The sequence below is a fragment of the Haloferax sp. KTX1 genome (assembly GCF_902410085.1).
Taxonomy (GTDB): Archaea; Halobacteriota; Halobacteria; order Halobacteriales; family Haloferacaceae; genus Haloferax; species Haloferax massiliensis.
In genome coordinates this window covers 295,501-311,205 of the sequence record NZ_CABPRH010000004.1, presented here as the reverse complement: position 1 = coordinate 311,205, position 15,705 = coordinate 295,501, and the positions used below count along the sequence as shown (strand labels likewise).

Genomic DNA, 15,705 nt, shown 5'->3' with positions numbered 1-15,705 from the left:
CGGTAGTAGGGCGGTGGTCGGGCGGTGGTCGGGCGGCCTCAGACGGGAGCAGGCGGCGGTCGTTGGAAGAACCGGAACGCGTTAGGGCCGGCGCGGGAAACGTCGGGGCATGACAGACGCCGCGTCCCTCGCAGACCGCGTTCGGGAGGGCGAACTCCGCCTCCACGAACTCGAAGCGCACGCCGACGCCGACACCGCCGCCGAGGCGCGCCGCTCGCTCGTCGAAGAGCAGTCCGGCGCGTCGCTCGACGCGGTCGGGAACTACGGCTTCCCCGCCGAGGCCGCCGAGTCGGCCATCGAGAACATGGTCGGCGCGATTCAGGTGCCGATGGGCGTCGCCGGCCCCGTCAGCGTCGACGGCGGCTCCGTCTCCGGCGAGAAGTACCTCCCGCTCGCCACGACCGAGGGCGCGCTCCTCGCGTCGGTCAACCGCGGCTGTTCGGTCATCAACAGCGCCGGCGGCGCGACCGCCCGCGTCCTCAAGTCCGGGATGACCCGCGCGCCGGTGTTCCGCGTCGCCGACGTTGCCGAGGCCGAGGCGCTCGTCTCGTGGACCCGAGACAACTTCGCGGCGCTGAAGGAGGCCGCCGAGGAGACGACGAACCACGGCGAACTCCTCGACGTGACGCCGTACGTCGTCGGCAACTCCGTGTACCTACGGTTCCGCTACGACACCAAGGACGCGATGGGGATGAACATGGCGACCATCGCCACCGAGGCGGCCTGCGGCGTCGTCGAAGCGGAGACGACCGCCTCGCTCGTCGCCCTCTCGGGCAACCTCTGTTCCGACAAGAAGCCCGCCGCCATCAACGCCGTCGAGGGCCGCGGGCGGAGCGTCACCGCCGACGTTCGAATCCCGCGCGAGGTGGTCGAAGAGCGCCTGCACACCACGCCCGAAGCGGTCGCCGAACTCAACACCCGCAAGAACCTCGTCGGCTCCGCGAAGGCCGCGAGCCTCGGTTTCAACGCCCACGTCGCCAACGTCGTCGCCGCGATGTTCCTCGCCACCGGGCAGGACGAGGCGCAGGTCGTCGAGGGCGCGAACGCCATCACGACCGCCGAGGTGCAGGACGGCGACCTCTACGTCTCGGTCTCCATCGCCTCCCTCGAAGTCGGCACCGTCGGCGGCGGCACGAAGCTCCCGACGCAGTCCGAGGGCCTCGACGTCCTCGGCGTCAGCGGCGGCGGCGACCCCGCCGGCTCCAACGCCGACGGCCTCGCCGAGTGCATCGCCGTCGGCTCCCTCGCGGGCGAACTCTCGCTGCTCTCCGCGCTCGCCTCGCGGCACCTCTCCAGCGCGCACGCCGAACTCGGCCGATAACGCGAACCGGGTTTCAGTTTCACCGCCGTCGGAGACGACTCATCGGCTTTTCTTCGCGTCCCTTCGGCTTGTACCTCCGAAATCACCACCACCCGTCCACTTTCACTTTCACTCCGCACCCGTGGCTCGCGTTTATTCCGTTTCCGCGGAAACGATGAAAATGCGTCCGTCGGGGAGCACCCGCGGGCGTGTCCACAACCCATCCCCTCCCATGCCACTCCTCACACGCGGTACCGACCCCGAATCGCCCGACGAGTACGACGACGCGCGGCGGGTGGCGCTCGCGCTCAGGCTGGTGAAGTTAGCCCTCGGCGTCGTCGCCTCCGCGCTGACGGTGGCGAAGTTGCTCGGCGCGCTCTGAGCCACGCCCGCGAGGGCGACCCCGGCGCTCAGACCAGTCGGTGTCGGCCCCGGGACTCCGACACCTCGCCGCGCCGCCGGAGCTTATCGAGCAGGTCGCGGGCGCGGTCCTCGGGAACGCCCCGCTCGACCGCCGCCGCGACGATTTCCGCCTCGGTCGGCCGGTCACCGTCCCGAACCGCCTCGCGGACGACCGTCAGGCGGTCGGGCGACCCCGACGACGAGTTCCGACCGCGAGAGGCGGCCTCGCCCGCCTCGAACACCTCGTCGGCGTCGAGCCCCGAGCCTTCGAGGTACTCGCGGTCGTCGACGCCCGACTCCTCGACCCGCCGGTCGAGTTCCGAGACGTGTTCGACCTGCGCGAACGCCTCGCTGTCGCCGTGTTTCTTCGCCAACAGCGCCGAGCGCGCCTGCCGCGCGGCGTCCCTGTCGTCGGACTCGAAGAAGCGCCGGAGCTTCTTCGTCTGGTGTCGCCTGCCGCACCGCGGACACGTCGCCGTCTTCGACCCGTCGGGGTCCGAAAGCAACCACATGTTCGCGCAGTCCGTACACCCCACGACCGCGTACATACGCCGTTGTTCCGCGGCGTCGGATTTGAACGTTCGGGAGCGCGAGCCGCCGCGGGACCGCGGGCCCCCGCAACTCGGCGTGGCTGGACCGCCGTCGGGCGCGAACCGCCGCGCGTTAGAGCCACCGTTACGGAGGTTCCGGCGGGTTGGGGGCCTCTCGAACGAGGCCGTGATACGTTTCAGTCGAAACATATGAGGAGAAAGCATTTATCAACCCGGTGTCACAATCCGATAGACGGTAGTCCCTAACTATGCCCTCCCCCCGCGTACTTCCTCCATGGACAACGCCCGGCGCGTCGAACACTCCGGTCACCGCGACGAGCGACGGGCGACGATGAGTCACTCGAAGCTCGCGCGCGAGCCGTGGCTGTGGGCGTTCGTCGGCGTCTGGTCGGCGGTCGTCACCGCGCTCCACTTCGGCGGGCTCGCGTACGACGTCTACACGCGCATCTGGTGGTGGGACGTGCTCACCCACTCGCTTTCGGGCTTCGGCGTCGCTGGCGTGCTGTTCCTCGTGTTCCCGCGGACGTTCCGGGGCGCTCGCGCCCCCGTGGTCGTCGCCGGCGTCCTCCTCGCCATCGGCGCGGGCTTCGAGGTGTACGAGTACCTGTTCAAGGACTTCTGGTGGGGCTGGTCGATGGCCTACTACGCCGAGGACACCGCGATAGATCTCGTGGTCGACGTGGCGGGTGGCCTCGGCTTTTTCGCCTTCGTCGAGGGTCTCGTCCGGTCTCGGACGCCGACCGACGCGACGCCCGGCGAGTCGTCGCCCCGCGTTGGTCACCTCCGCTCGGACGGCGGCGAGAAAACGGACGACGACCGCCCGGCGGACCGGTAACGTCGGCGTCGGTACGGCCGCGACGAGGGTGACCTCACCCCAAACGTGTTGTTTCGTCGGAAAAAAGATACATATCGATGATGATCGATCTCTCGTCTATGCTTCCGCTCGCAGGAGACCACACACCGCGCCCCGCAACCCGAGTCGACGCGTTCCGGTCACCGACCCGCGCATGTTGAGACGAACCTGGAACGAGACGGTGTTGGCCGGGTGGGAAGAACGCCCCCGAGAGATGGCCGTCGTCGCCGCGTTCGGGAGCGTCGTCACCGCGACGCACTTCACGAGCATGGCGCTGTTTCTCTACACGCGCATCTGGTGGTGGGACATCCTCGTCCACGCCGCCTCCGGGTTCGGCGTCGCGGCGATTCTCTACGTCCTCAACCCTCGCTTGCTCCACTCGCGGGTCGCGCTCCTCGTCGTCCTCCCGATGGCCGTCGCCGCAATCGGGACGTGGTTCGAGGTGTACGAGCGCCTGTTCACCGGCTTCTGGGTCGAGTGGCCGCGTTCGGTCTACTTGGAAGACACCGGCGTCGACATCGTCGCCGACACCGCCGGCGCGGTCGTCTTCGGCGTCGTCAGACCCCTGTGGAACCGGCTTCAGCGCTGGCGGGACCCGAATCGACTGTAGCCGGCGCGAAAAACTGCGGCGTCGGTGCCGCGAGAGAGAAGTGGTGTGTTCGCTTACGCGAGTTCCTGAATATTCTCGACGACCTTGTCGGCGTACTCGCTCGTCGCGAGCTTGTTGCCGCCCTCGATCTGGCGTTCGAGGTCGTAGGTCACGTCGCCGTCCGAGATGGTCTTCTCGACGGCGTCGCGGATGAGCTTGCCGGCGTCCTTCCAGCCCATGTACTCGAACATGAGGCGGCCGGAGAGGATCATCGCGGTCGGGTTGACCTTGTCCTCGCCGGCGTACTTGGGCGCGGAGCCGTGGACGGGCTCTGCGAGACAGAGGCCCTCACCGAAGTTCGCGCCGGGGGCGATGCCGAGGCCGCCGATCTGCGCGCCGGCGGCGTCGGACATGTAGTCGCCGTTGAGGTTCATCGTGGCGATGACGTCGTAGTCGGCCGTGCGGGTCAGGAGTTGCTGGAGCATGTTGTCGGCGATGCGGTCCTTGACGACGACCTTGTCCTCGGGCTTCTCGCCGTCGTACTCCTCCCAGAGCTCGTCTTCCGTGATGGTGACGTCGCCGAACTCCGCTTCTGCGAGTTCGTAGCCCCAGTCGCGGAACGCGCCCTCGGTGAACTTCATGATGTTACCCTTGTGGACGAGGGTGACCGAGTCGCGGTCGTTTTCGAGGGCGTACTCGATGGCCTCGCGGACGAGGCGCTTCGTCCCGAACTCGGTGATGGGCTTGATGCCGATGCCGACGGGGCCGTCGTGGATGACGCCCGTGGCGCCCATCTCCTCTTCGACGAACTCCTTGACCTGCTGGACCTCGTCGGTGCCGGCTTCCCACTCGATGCCGGCGTAGACGTCTTCGGTGTTCTCGCGGAACGTGACCATGTCCATCGCCGAGGGGTTCTTGACGGGCGACGGGACGCCGTCGAGGTGGTAGGTCGGCCGGACGTTCGCGTAGAGGTCGAGCTTCTTGCGGAGCGCGACGTTGAGCGAGCGGAAGCCGGCACCGACGGGCGTCGTGAGCGGGCCCTTGATGGCGACGCGGTGGTTGCGGATGGCGCTTACCGTGTCCTCCGGCAGGTTCTCGTCGTACTTGTCGCGGGCGGACGCGCCGGCGTAGACGCGCATCCAAGAGACAGAGCGGCCGGTCGCCTCGGCGGCGGCGTCGAGGACCTTCTGCGCGGCGGGGCCGACGTCCGTTCCGATTCCGTCGCCGTGGATGATCGGAATAATCGGGTTGTCGGGGACGGAGAGCTCGCCCGTCTCCTCGTCGACCGTGATTTTCTCGCCGTCGTCCGGAACCTCAATCTGGTCGTAACTCATGAACAATCAGAGCTTTCTAGTGCGGTGTAAAAGTCCTGCCGTTATCGACGGCGAGGTGCAAATCCCGCGCCATTCCGCGGTCGATACGTTTACGCCCGCGCTCGGAGGACAACCCGCGTATGCGAGTTATCCTCCACGGCGGTGCGGGCGGCATCCCCGGCGAACCGGAGCCCAGACAGGCCGTCATGGACGACGCGGCCGACGCGGGCGCGAGCGAGTCGGACCCGCTTTCGGCGGTCGAGACCGCGGTCCGCGTCCTCGAATCGGACCGGCGGTTCAACGCCGGCGTCGGCGGCGCGGTCCAGTCCGACGGCGTCGTCCGCACCGACGCGGGCGTCATGCTCAGCGACCGCCGCGCCGGCGCGGCCTCGGGCATGGCGGGCGTCGAACACGCCGTCTCCGTCGCGCGCGCGGTCCTCGAAGACACCCCGCACGTCCTCCTGGCGGGCGACCCCGCGGTCGAGTTCGCCGCCGACGCGGGCGTCGAGACCGGCGTCGACCTCTTCACCGACGAGACCCGCGAGCGCTGGGCGAACGCGGACGCCCCCGAGGGGTCGCCGACGGAACACCTCGCGTGGCTCGCCGACCGCTTCGGCGAGAGCACGAGCGACCCGACGGCCGAAGCGAGTGACGGCTATCTGCCGGCGAACGAGGGAACCTCAGCAAGCAGTGACCGCTCGGCTCGCAACGCTCGCCTTCCCGGCCACGACAATTCCGAGGAGACCTCGGCAAGCAGTGGCCGCTCGGCTCACGATGTTCGCCTTCCCGGCCACGACACGGTCGGGGCGGTCGCCACCGACGGCGAGACGTTCGCCTCCGCGACCTCGACCGGCGGCCGCTGGTTCGCCCTCGCCGGCCGCGTCGGCGACGTGCCGCAGATCGGCTCGGGCTTCTACGCTTCCCCGGCCGGCGGCGCGTCGACCACGGGAGCAGGTGAAGACATCGCGCGCGTGACGCTCGCGCGTCGCGCCGTCGGCCACCTCGAACGCGGCTGTGACGCCCAGACCGCGGCCGACCTCGCCATCGAGGAGTTCGGCGAACTCACCGGGTCGTCGGCGGGCATCATCCTCCTCGACGACGAGGGCTTCGGCTCGGCGTACAACTCCGACGGGATGCAGACCAGCACCGCGTCGAAGTGAGGTCGTCGCGGCCGGCGGTGACCCCGTTCCGGCCGCGCTGACCGTCGCCGCCACGGTTTACTCGATTCGGTCCGTGGAACTCCCCATGAGCGATTGGACCGCGGCCGACGCCCCCGACCTCTCGGGGAAGACCGTCGTCGTCACCGGCGCGAACAGCGGTCTCGGCTTCGAGGCGACGCGCATGTTCGCCGAGAAGGGCGCGCACGTCGTCATGGCCTGCCGCAGCCTCGACCGCGGCGAGGACGCGATGGCCGACATCCGCGAGTCGGTTCCGGCGGCCTCGCTGACGCTCTCGGAGCTCGACCTCGCCGACCTCGACTCGGTTCGGCGGTTCGCCGACGAGTTCGCCGCCGAACACGGGTCGCTGCACGTCCTCTGCAACAACGCCGGCGTGATGGCCGTCCCCCGGCGAGAGACCGCACAGGGCTTCGAGACGCAGTTCGGCGTGAACCACCTCGGCCACTTCGCCCTGAGCGCCAACCTGTTTCCGACGCTCCGGGACACGCCCGGCGAGACGCGGCTCGTCACGATGTCGAGCGGCCTCCACGAGCGCGGTCGGATGGCGTTCGACGACCTGCAGGGCGAACGCGACTACGACGAGTGGGACGCCTACGCCCAGAGCAAGCTCTCGAACCTGCTTTTCGCGTTCGAACTCGACCGCCGGCTGACCGCCGCGGGTATCGACGACGTGCTGAGTGTGGGCGCACATCCCGGCTACGCCGCCACCAACCTCCAGTTCCGCGGGCCCGAGGCGTCCGGGTCGACGCTCCGGTACTGGATGAGCAAACTCGGCAACGCGCTGTTCGCCCAGTCGGCCGAGATGGGCGCGCTCCCGCTCCTGTACGCCGCCACGTCGCCGGCCGTCGAAAGCGGGGAGTACGTCGGCCCGCAGGGGCTGTTCGGCATGCGCGGCACCCCCGGCATCGCGGAGCCGAGCGACCGCGCCGGAGACCCCGAAACCGCCGCCCGGCTCTGGGAGGTCTCGGAGGAACTCACCGACACGCGGTTCCGACTGGCCTGAGTCCCGAACCGTCCCGTGCGGGCGGCGACGGCGGCCCGCTGGTCGAACTCGCGGCGACGAATCACCGCGGCCCCGTCACCGATAGCCGAGCGCTTCGAGCCGCCGTTCGACCGACTCGTCTTCGTACTCGCGCTCTTCAGTCTCGCGGTCGCCGCGCGTGGTGTCGCGGCGCTCGTCAGCCGGGAGTTCGAGCCACGGGACGTCGACCAGCGCCGGGATGTGCAGGTAGTCGTCGTGGCCGTAGACCCTGGTCGGGAACGGGCCGGACCGCTCGCCGAGGGCGTTCCCGTGGTCAGCCGTGACGACGTGCTTCCCCGAGACGTCTTCGACGAGTTCCCGAACGTTGTCGAGCGCGAGGGCGAGGTTGTCCCTGTACGCGCGCCAGACGTCTTCCTCGTCGACGTCGCCCTCGCGGAGGCGCTCCCAGACGAGTTTCACGTCCGGAACGTCCTCGTCGAGCGACTTGGCGACCGCGCCGAGATACCCCCGGTCGCCGTCGAGGCGGTAGTCGCCGACGAACGGGTAGTGCGGTTGCATGAAGTGGACGATGAGGCGTTTGTCGGGGAACCGCTCGTGGGCCTCCTTCGCGTGTTCGACCATCGTCTCCGGTCGGACGGTTTCGAGTTCGTCGTCCCAGTCGTCCATCCAGACGTGGTCCACGTGGTGGAACGGGTCGCCGGGAATCTGGTAGACGAACGGGTTCGCCGTCACGTAGACGGTGTCTTTCAACTCGCGCCCGTGGAAGTTCTCTTCGAGGAACTCGGTCGAGGCGCTCCCCCGCGACGTGACCCGTTCGAGCGTGCCGCCGAACTCCTCCCGATACGACCCGCGGTACACCTCGTCGAACAGGTCGAACCGACAGCCGTCCAAGATGAACAGGTTGTCCCAGTCCCGTTCGACCACGTACGCGCCGTCGTTTGACTTCACCTCCTGGTAGTAGTACCGCGGAACGTACCTGTTGAACACGTCCGCGTACCAGTATCGGTCGTCCCAGTTCCGCCTGAGGCCGTCGGCGATTTTTTGTAACTTCATTGTTAGCGTCCCCCGGATGCGACCGCCGGTCGGTTTCGAAGACCGACCACAGTAATATCAAAACTTTGCTACTTGATGGCTGAAAAGAACGATATTCGAGACTGTTCGCTTCGGAGGGCGCTCGCGCCGACCGCACGCGACAGAGCAATCCGCTTTTGTAACCGGGAGAGATACGAGTGTGTATGAGCGAACCCGACGCGGAGCCGGACCACATCACCGTCTACTCGGACTACGTCTGTCCGTTCTGTTATCTCGGCCGCGAGTCGCTGCGGCAGTATCAGGCGACCCGCGACGAGGAACTCGACATCGACTGGCACCCCTTCGACCTGCGGAGCCACAAGCGCCGCCCCGACGGGAGCATCGACTTCTCCGTCGAGGACGGGAAAGACGACGACTACTACGAGCAGGCCAAGGAGGGCGTCCGCCGTCTGCAAGACAAGTACGGCGTCGAGATGGACCTCGACATCGCGACCGACATCGACTCGCTTCCGGCGCAGGTCGCCTCGTTCTACGTGAAAGGGCAGTACGACAACGACACGTGGCTCGAATTCGACGTGGCGATCTTCGACGCGCTCTGGCAGGAGGGCAAAGATATCGGCGACGAGGACCTGCTCGTCGAACTCGCCGAGGACGCCGGCGTCGAGGGCGACGAAGTCCGCTCGGCGCTGTCGGACGACGCGCTGTTCGCGGAGGTGCGCGAGCAGTTCGCCGAGGCCCAGCGCCACGGCGTGACCGGCGTGCCCACCTTCGCCTACGACGGCTACGCGGCCCGCGGCGCGGTCCCGCCGGAACAGCTCGAACGCCTCGTCGACGGGGTCTGAACCCGCGCCCGCCGGGCGCCCCGGCGCGAGCTACATTCATTTTGTAAGCGGTCGTAGCTCTGCACATGGCCAACAGACACCACCGTTGCAACCTCTGCGGTCGAGATTTCGACAGCGGCGAGCGACTCGACGAGCACGTCGAGCGCCGGCACCCCAAGGAGGACGTCCGCTGGTGGGTCGTCGTCGAAGACCCCGCGAAGGACCTCAAGTTCTCGCGCTGAGCCGCCCGACCCATCCCGGTCGCCCTGAACTTGGCTCCGCGGTCGCCCCGCAGTCGCCCCGCACTCGGCTCCGCGCTCGCCCTGCGGTCGGTTCCCCGAGCGACGCCCTCAGCCGAGGTGCGTTTCGAACCAGTCAGCGGCGAGGTCCGCCACCTCGTCCAGTTCGCCCGGCCTCTCGAACAGGTGACCCGCGCCGGCGACGACCTCCAGCGACTTCTCGCAGTCGAGCCGCGCGAATGCGTCGCGGTTCAGACTCAAAACCGGCTCGTCGGCGCCGCCGACGACGAACAGCGTCGGTGCCGTCACGTCGCCGAGCCGCGACTCCGCGAGGTCGACGCGGCCGCCGCGAGAGACGACCGCGCCCGCGTCGTCGCCGAGGTCGGCCGCCGCGAGGAGCGCCGCCGCCGCGCCGGTGCTCGACCCGAAGTAGCCGTAGTCGAGGCCGGCGGTGTCGTCGCGGCCCCGGAGCCACTCGGTCGCGCCGAGCAGTCGCTCGGTCAGAAGCGGGATGTCGAACCGCGTCTCGTACTGTTCGTCTTCTTCCTCGGTGAGCAGGTCGAAAAGGAGCGTCCCGACCCCGCGGTCGCGGATGGCCTCGGCGACGAAGTTGTTTCGCGGGCTCTTTCGACTGCTGCCGCTGCCGTGGGCGAACACCACGAGTCCCGACGCGCCGTCCGGGACCCGGAGGTCGCCCTCCAGCACCGCGTCGCCGACGGGTATCGAGACGAGGTTCGGCGTCGTGTCGTTCATACGAGACGATACGACGGACTGGGGCTTAGGCCTGTCTCGACCCGTCGGTTCGCGTGAATTCGCAGTCCGCTCGTTCTGATGGTCATGACTTACACAATTAATGTTAATATACAATCGAGAGTACACCCGTACGCCAACCATGGTGAGTGTTACCGACCTATGGACGATGTACGAGCAGATGGTGACCGCTCGACAGTACGAGGAGCGACTGGTGGACGAGTACCTCGTCGGCAAACAGCCGGCGTTCGACATCTCGGCGGGACCGATTCCCGGCGAACTCCACCTCGCGGCCGGCCACGAGGCGTCCGGGGCGGGCGTCTGCATCCACCTCCGCGACGACGACACGGTGACCGCGCCGCACCGGCCGCACCACATCGCCATCGCGAAGGGCGTCGACCTCAAGCGCATGACGGCCGAGATTTTCGGCCGGAAGACGGGGCTGTGCCGCGGGAAGGGCGGCCACATGCACCTGTTCGACCCCGACGTGAACTTCGCGTGTTCGGGCATCATCGCGCAGGGCTGCCCGCCGGCGGTCGGCGCGGCGATGGCCGCCAAAAAGCGGAATTCGGACGCCGTGGCCGTCGCCTTCCTCGGCGAGGGCGCTATCGACCAGGGCGGCTTCCTCGAATCGCTGAACCTCGCGGCGGTCCACGACCTCCCGGTCGTCTTCGTCGTCGAGGACAACGACTGGGCCATCAGCATGCCGAAAGACCGCGTGACGGACGTACAGAACGGCGCACAGCGCGCCGACGGCTTCGACCTGCCCGGCGTTCGCGTCGACTCCGACGACGCGATGGCGGTGTACGAGGCGGCGGGCGAGGCCGTGATGCGCGCCCGCGACGGCAACGGGCCGACGCTCATCGAGGTGCAGGTCCACCGCCGGATGGGTCACTTCATGGGCGACGCGGAGGGGTATCGCCCCGAGGCCGACATCGACCGCGCGAAACAGCGCGACTCCATCGAGCGCCTCGCCGAGGACCTCCGCTCGCACGGCGTGACCGACGACGAAATCGACGAGATTCGAGAGCGCGCCCACGAGCGGGTCGAGGAGGCGATTTCGTGGGCGAAAGAACAGCCCGAGCCCGACCCGGAAGAGGCGTACGAGAACGTGTTCACGAACCCGCCGGCGCAGGCGGCGACGGACGGGGGGAGCGCGGCTGACGAAGCTGGTGACGGCGACGAGACGGGAGGTGACAACTGATGGCGACCGAATCACGAGACTACACCGAAGCGACCGAGACGGACCGCGAACTGACCATGAGCAGGGCGATGGTCGAGGCCATCGCGTGGGAGATGCGCGAGAACGAGGAGGTGTTCTACATGGGCGAGGACGTCGCCGACTACGGCGGCATCTTCTCCAGTACGACCGGGCTCTTGGACGAGTTCGGCCGCGACCGCGTGATGGACGTCCCCATCAGCGAGACGGCCTACCTCGGCGCGGCCGTCGGGGCCGCACAGGCCGGGATGCGCCCGATTGCCGAACTGATGTTCGTCGACTTCTTCGGCGTCGCCATGGACCAGATCTACAACAACATGGCGAAGAACACCTACATGAGCGGGGGGTCGTTCTCCGTCCCGATGGTGCTGACCACGGCCGTCGGCGGCACCTACAACGACGCCGGCCAGCACTCCCAGACGCTCTACGGGACCTTCGCCCACCTGCCGGGGATGAAGGTCGTCGTCCCCTCGACGGCCTACGACGCCAAGGGGCTGATGCACAGCGCCATCCGCGACGACGACCCGGTCGTCTACATGTTCCACAAGCGCCTCATGGGCCTCGGCTGGATGCCGTCGCCCTCGGGCCCGAAGACCGGCGTCCCCGAGGAGGACTACGCGATTCCGTTCGGCGAGGCCGACGTAAAACGCGAGGGAAGCGACGTGACCGTCGTCACCCTCGGCCTGCACGTCCACCGGGCGCTGGAGGCCGCGGAACAGCTCGACGACGACGGCATCGACGCCGAGGTCATCGACCTCCGGACGCTCGTGCCGCTCGACACCGAGACGGTGCTCGATTCGGTTCGGAAGACCGGCAAACTCCTCGTCGTCGACGAGGACTACCAGTCGTTCGGCGTGACGGGCGAAATCGTCGCGCGGGCCGCCGAGGGCGCGCTGGACGACCTCTCGGCCGTCAAGCGCCTCGCCATCCCGGACGTGCCGATTCCCTACGCCCGCTCGCTGGAAGACGAAGTCAACCCCGGCACCGACGACATCGCGGCGGCCGTCCGCGAACTCCACGAATGAGACGAGCGCCCGAAACAGACGGAGACGGAAGCGAGGCCGGACGATGAGCGACACCGTCGACGTGAACTCGGCGGACTCGTGGCCCGACGACGCCGACGACGTGACCGAGGGTTACCTCGCCAACTGGTTCGTCCGCGAGGGGTCGGCGGTCGACGAGGGCGAGACGCTCTGCGAGATACAGGTCGAAAAGGTGAGCATCGACGTGGCCGCGCCGACGACGGGGACGGTCGCGGAGCGACTCGTCGCCGAGGGCGACGACTTCGCTCGCGGCGACGTGCTCGCGCGGGTGCAACCGAGCGCCTGAACCGGTCTTTTTCTTCAGTCGTCGCCCGCCCGGGACGCCGCGCCGAGCGCTCGGTCCATCAGCTCTCGGTGGGCCTCTCGGACCCGCTCGTCGTCGCCGGGGCGACGCTGTTCGTACCGCCCGTCGGCGTCCATCACCCAGCGCCGGCGGTTATCCGACAGGAGCGCGTCGAGGACGGCGTCGAGTTCGGCGCGGTGTTCGGGGTCCTCGACGGGCGCGACGGCCTCGACCCGGCGGTCGAGGTTGCGGGTCATCCAGTCCGCGGAGCCGACGTAGTACTCCGGGTCGCCATCGTTTTCGAAGTAGAAGACACGCGAGTGTTCGAGGAACCGACCGACGACGCTCGATACGGAGATGTTCTCCGACAGGCCCTCGATACCGGGTCGGAGCCGACAGATGCCGCGGACCACGAGGTCGATGTCGACGCCGGCCACCGACGCCTCGTACAGTTCGCGGACCATCGCGGGGTCTTCGAGCGCGTTCATCTTGGCGACGATGCGGGCGTCGCGGCCGGCGCGGGCGTGGTCGGCCTCCCGACGGACGAGTCGGGTCATCTCCTCGCGGAGGTTCGTCGGCGCGACCAGTAGCTTCCGGTACGTCTCCTGCCGCGCGTGGCCGGTGAAGAAGTTGAACAGGCGCACGAGATCGTGGCCGATGTCCGGGTCGGCGGTGAACAGCCCGAGGTCGGTGTAGAGCTTGGCCGTCTGGGAGTGGTAGTTGCCGGTGGCGACGTGGGAGTACAGCCGCACCTCGTCGCCCTCCTCGCGGACGACGAGCGCCGTCTTCGAGTGGGTCTTGAGGCCGATGGTGCCGTAGGCGACGTGGATGCCCTCCTCTTCGAGCCGGCGGACCCACCGGAGGTTGTTCTCCTCGTCGAACCGGGCTTTGAGTTCGACCATCACCGCGACCTGCTTGCCGTTGTTCGCGGCCTCGATGAGCGTCTCGATGACCTCGGAGTCCGGTGCGGTGCGGTAGATGGAGGCCTTGATGGCGAGCACGTCGGGGTCGGCCGCGGCGGCCGCGAGGAACGTTCCGACGGTGCCCGTAAACGAGTGGTACGGATGGTGGACGAGCACGTCCTTCCGGGCGATTTCGGCGAACACCGACGCGGGGTCGTCCGCGGAGCGCCCGGCGAACCGCGGGTGGGGCTGGGGCGTCCACGGCGCGACTTCGAGTTCCGGCCGGTCGAGGTCGAAAAGCGACGCGAGCGCGCCGTAGTCCAGCGGCAGGTCGCGCTCGAACACCTCGGGGTCGTCCACGCCGAGCTGTTCTGTGAGCAGGTCGCGGACGGCCTCGGGCGTGCCCGACTCGACCTCCAAGCGGACCACCGTGGCGAACCGGCGCTGGCGGAGCACGTCCTCTATCATGGCGATGAGGCCCTCTGCGACCTCCTCGTTGCGGCGGACCTCGGCGTTCCGCGTCACCCTGAACGCCGAGGTGTCGAGTATTTCGACGTTCGGGAACAGCAGGTCGATGTTGCGCTCGATGACGGCCACGAGCGGGACGAATCTGACTGGAGTGGCGGAGTCGGCGGCCGACGCGGCGGTGCCGGCATCGGTCGTGTGAGCCGCGTCGCCGACCCGTTCGTCCACGTTGACGAGTCGCGGGCGGTTGCCGGGGACTTTGACCCGCGAGAACTTCGTCGGCTCCTCTGCGCCCTCGGTCGTGCGGACCGCGAGCGACAGCGAGAGGTTCGAGATGAACGGGAACGGATGGGCCGGCTCGAACGTCAGGGGCGTGAGCGTCGGCAGGACCGACGCCTCGAAGTAGTCGCGGAGGGCCGCCCGCTCGTCGGGCGCGAGGTCGTCGTAGCCGACGATTTCGATGCCGGCGTCGGCGAGCGCGGGCCGGACGAGGTCGTGGAAGCAGGCGGACTGCCGGTCGAGCAGGTCGCGGGCGCGGTCGAGAACGAGCGACCACTGCCCGCTCGGGGTCCGACCGTCGGGCGAGAGTTCGCTCACGCCCGCGGCCATCTGCTGTTTCAGGCCGCCGACGCGCTTCATGAAGAACTCGTCGAGGTTCGAGGTGAGAATCGAGAGGAAGTTGACGCGCTCGAAAAGCGGGTTGCGGTCGTCTCTCGCCTCGTGGAGGACGCGCTCGTGGAAGGCGAGTTCGCTGAGTTCGCGGTTGAGATACAGCGCGGGGTCTGCGAGGTCGGCGTCGGCCGGCTCCGTCGCGTCTCCGTCGCGCTCGCGGGCGCGGACCGGCGCGGTCGACTGACCGGCGCGCCGGCCCTGCGAGTCGCCGCCGCGAGGCTCGTCGTCGGACATATGCTGAGAGGAGATGGTTCGGCGGCGACCTTTAGTTCGCCGCCTCGGCCGTCGCTCCCACCGTCGCCGCGGCGGGGCTCAGACCAGCGCGGGCTGGCGGGGTTCGAGAATCTTCGAGTCCTTGCGGGACTCGTGGGTGACCTCGGCCTCGACGGCGACGAGTTCGTCGGCGTGGAGGTCGTAGGCCGTGAGCGCGCCGCCGTAGACCGCGCCCGTGTCGAGGCCCATCGCGTGCTCGAACACGGCGGGGTGGGCCATCACGGTGTGGCCGAAGAAGACGCGCTCGGGACCCTCGTAGTACTCGAACCAGAAGGGGCCGTCGTAGCTGTCGCCGGGGTTCATCGCACGGGTGTTTTCGAGTTCGTCCACGTCGTGTTCGGAAAGCGGTTTTTCGGGGTGGACGCCGCCGTGGACGACGATGGCCCCGTCCCACGTGATGGCGACCGGGAGGTTCGACATCCAGTCGAGGTCGTCGTCGGTCAGCGCGTCTATCTCCTTCGTGCCGCGGATGAGCTTTTCTTCGTTGTTGCCGCGGACGGTCAGGAAGTTGTCGCGCTCGCGGACGTAGTCCACGACGCCCTTGCTGTCGGGGCCCTTCCGCACGAGGTCGCCGACGAAGACGACGAGGTCGTCGTCGGACGGGTCGAGCCGGTCGACGAGGCGTTCGAGCGCCGGCAGACACCCGTGTACGTCGCCGACGACGTACACGTCGTTCCAGTCGTCGATGTCGACTCGAAGGTGGTGCTCGGCGACGTCGGGGTGGAAGGATGGGACACTCATTGGAAACGTGCTCTCCTATTTCAGAACATCCCGGCCTAAGAAAGGGTTGCTAGTTTCGGACTGTTGTGCTATATAGACACGGGAGAGCCTGTCACGC

Annotated in this window: 17 protein-coding genes; 11 read left to right on the top strand and 6 right to left on the bottom strand. The window is 68.3% G+C overall.

Translation table 11 applies throughout. The annotated features are described in order from the left end of the window. Window positions 1–109 precede the first annotated feature (109 nt). The gene (gene hmgA / locus FY251_RS09660; protein WP_148414514.1) at window positions 110–1,321 is read left to right on the top strand and encodes a hydroxymethylglutaryl-CoA reductase (NADPH); all 1,212 of its coding nucleotides are present in this window, start codon (window positions 110–112) and stop codon (window positions 1,319–1,321) included. 211 nt (window positions 1,322–1,532) lie between these two features. Beyond that, window positions 1,533–1,682: a hypothetical protein gene (locus FY251_RS22545; RefSeq protein ID WP_167344103.1), complete on the top strand. Its 150-nt coding sequence runs from the start codon at window positions 1,533–1,535 to the stop codon at window positions 1,680–1,682. Window positions 1,683–1,710: 28 nt separating this feature from the next. On the opposite strand, the gene FY251_RS09655 is transcribed toward FY251_RS22545, so the two are convergent. Continuing rightward, a complete protein-coding gene (locus FY251_RS09655; protein ID WP_089777319.1) occupies window positions 1,711–2,250 on the bottom strand; it encodes a DUF5817 domain-containing protein in 540 nt (179 codons plus the stop codon). A 334-nt stretch (window positions 2,251–2,584) separates the two neighbouring features. On the opposite strand from FY251_RS09655, the gene FY251_RS09650 reads away from it, so the two are divergent. Both FY251_RS09650 and FY251_RS09645 read left to right on the top strand, forming a co-directional pair. Beyond that, window positions 2,585–3,088, top strand: a complete 504-nt coding sequence (locus tag FY251_RS09650) for a hypothetical protein (protein ID WP_187367379.1) — start codon at window positions 2,585–2,587, stop codon at window positions 3,086–3,088. 172 nt (window positions 3,089–3,260) lie between these two features. Then, on the top strand, window positions 3,261–3,716 hold the full coding sequence (locus tag FY251_RS09645; RefSeq protein ID WP_148414512.1) for a hypothetical protein: 456 nt from the start codon (window positions 3,261–3,263) through the stop codon (window positions 3,714–3,716). A 53-nt stretch (window positions 3,717–3,769) separates the two neighbouring features. On the opposite strand, the gene icd is transcribed toward FY251_RS09645, so the two are convergent. After that, window positions 3,770–5,029, bottom strand: coding sequence for an isocitrate dehydrogenase (NADP(+)) (icd, locus tag FY251_RS09640; RefSeq protein ID WP_148414511.1), 1,260 nt, complete (start codon window positions 5,027–5,029; stop codon window positions 3,770–3,772). 119 nt (window positions 5,030–5,148) lie between these two features. Here icd and FY251_RS09635 point away from each other — a divergent pair, with 119 nt between their 5' ends. Next, the gene (locus FY251_RS09635; protein WP_148414510.1) at window positions 5,149–6,168 is read left to right on the top strand and encodes an isoaspartyl peptidase/L-asparaginase; all 1,020 of its coding nucleotides are present in this window, start codon (window positions 5,149–5,151) and stop codon (window positions 6,166–6,168) included. Window positions 6,169–6,253: 85 nt separating this feature from the next. Next, entirely contained in the window at window positions 6,254–7,189 is a 936-nt protein-coding gene (locus tag FY251_RS09630) for an oxidoreductase (protein WP_148414509.1), read from the top strand. 75 nt (window positions 7,190–7,264) lie between these two features. Here the strand turns inward: FY251_RS09630 and FY251_RS09625 are convergent, their stop codons facing one another. After that, window positions 7,265–8,221: a hypothetical protein gene (locus FY251_RS09625; RefSeq protein ID WP_222847826.1), complete on the bottom strand. Its 957-nt coding sequence runs from the start codon at window positions 8,219–8,221 to the stop codon at window positions 7,265–7,267. 182 nt (window positions 8,222–8,403) lie between these two features. Here FY251_RS09625 and FY251_RS09620 point away from each other — a divergent pair, with 182 nt between their 5' ends. Together FY251_RS09620 and FY251_RS22540 are read left to right on the top strand one after the other, a co-directional pair. Further along, on the top strand, window positions 8,404–9,042 hold the full coding sequence (locus FY251_RS09620; protein WP_148414508.1) for a DsbA family protein: 639 nt from the start codon (window positions 8,404–8,406) through the stop codon (window positions 9,040–9,042). A gap of 65 nt (window positions 9,043–9,107) precedes the next feature. After that, complete coding sequence (locus FY251_RS22540; RefSeq protein ID WP_004969554.1) at window positions 9,108–9,263, top strand: hypothetical protein; 156 nt, start codon at window positions 9,108–9,110, stop codon at window positions 9,261–9,263. Window positions 9,264–9,371: 108 nt separating this feature from the next. Here FY251_RS22540 and FY251_RS09615 read toward each other — a convergent pair whose 3' ends face one another. After that, window positions 9,372–10,013 (bottom strand): dienelactone hydrolase family protein, encoded by a 642-nt coding sequence (locus FY251_RS09615; RefSeq protein WP_148414507.1) that lies wholly within the window; start codon window positions 10,011–10,013, stop codon window positions 9,372–9,374. Between the two features lie 166 nt (window positions 10,014–10,179). Between FY251_RS09615 and FY251_RS09610 the strand changes: the two genes are divergently transcribed. Genes FY251_RS09610 through FY251_RS09600 form a run of 3 tightly spaced genes read left to right on the top strand, consistent with a single transcriptional unit; the run spans window position 10,180 to window position 12,558 of the window. Next, on the top strand, window positions 10,180–11,214 hold the full coding sequence (locus FY251_RS09610; RefSeq protein ID WP_148414525.1) for a thiamine pyrophosphate-dependent dehydrogenase E1 component subunit alpha: 1,035 nt from the start codon (window positions 10,180–10,182) through the stop codon (window positions 11,212–11,214). Then, window positions 11,214–12,254: an alpha-ketoacid dehydrogenase subunit beta gene (locus tag FY251_RS09605; protein ID WP_148414506.1), complete on the top strand. Its 1,041-nt coding sequence runs from the start codon at window positions 11,214–11,216 to the stop codon at window positions 12,252–12,254. The genes FY251_RS09610 and FY251_RS09605 overlap by 1 nt, the downstream gene beginning before the upstream one ends. 43 nt (window positions 12,255–12,297) lie before the next feature. Then, on the top strand, window positions 12,298–12,558 hold the full coding sequence (locus FY251_RS09600; protein ID WP_148414505.1) for a lipoyl domain-containing protein: 261 nt from the start codon (window positions 12,298–12,300) through the stop codon (window positions 12,556–12,558). A 14-nt stretch (window positions 12,559–12,572) separates the two neighbouring features. Here the strand turns inward: FY251_RS09600 and ppk1 are convergent, their stop codons facing one another. Further along, complete coding sequence (gene ppk1, locus FY251_RS09595) at window positions 12,573–14,828, bottom strand: polyphosphate kinase 1 (protein ID WP_148414504.1); 2,256 nt, start codon at window positions 14,826–14,828, stop codon at window positions 12,573–12,575. Window positions 14,829–14,906: 78 nt separating this feature from the next. Continuing rightward, window positions 14,907–15,608, bottom strand: a complete 702-nt coding sequence (locus tag FY251_RS09590; protein ID WP_148414503.1) for a metallophosphoesterase family protein — start codon at window positions 15,606–15,608, stop codon at window positions 14,907–14,909. Window positions 15,609–15,705: the final 97 nt, after the last annotated feature.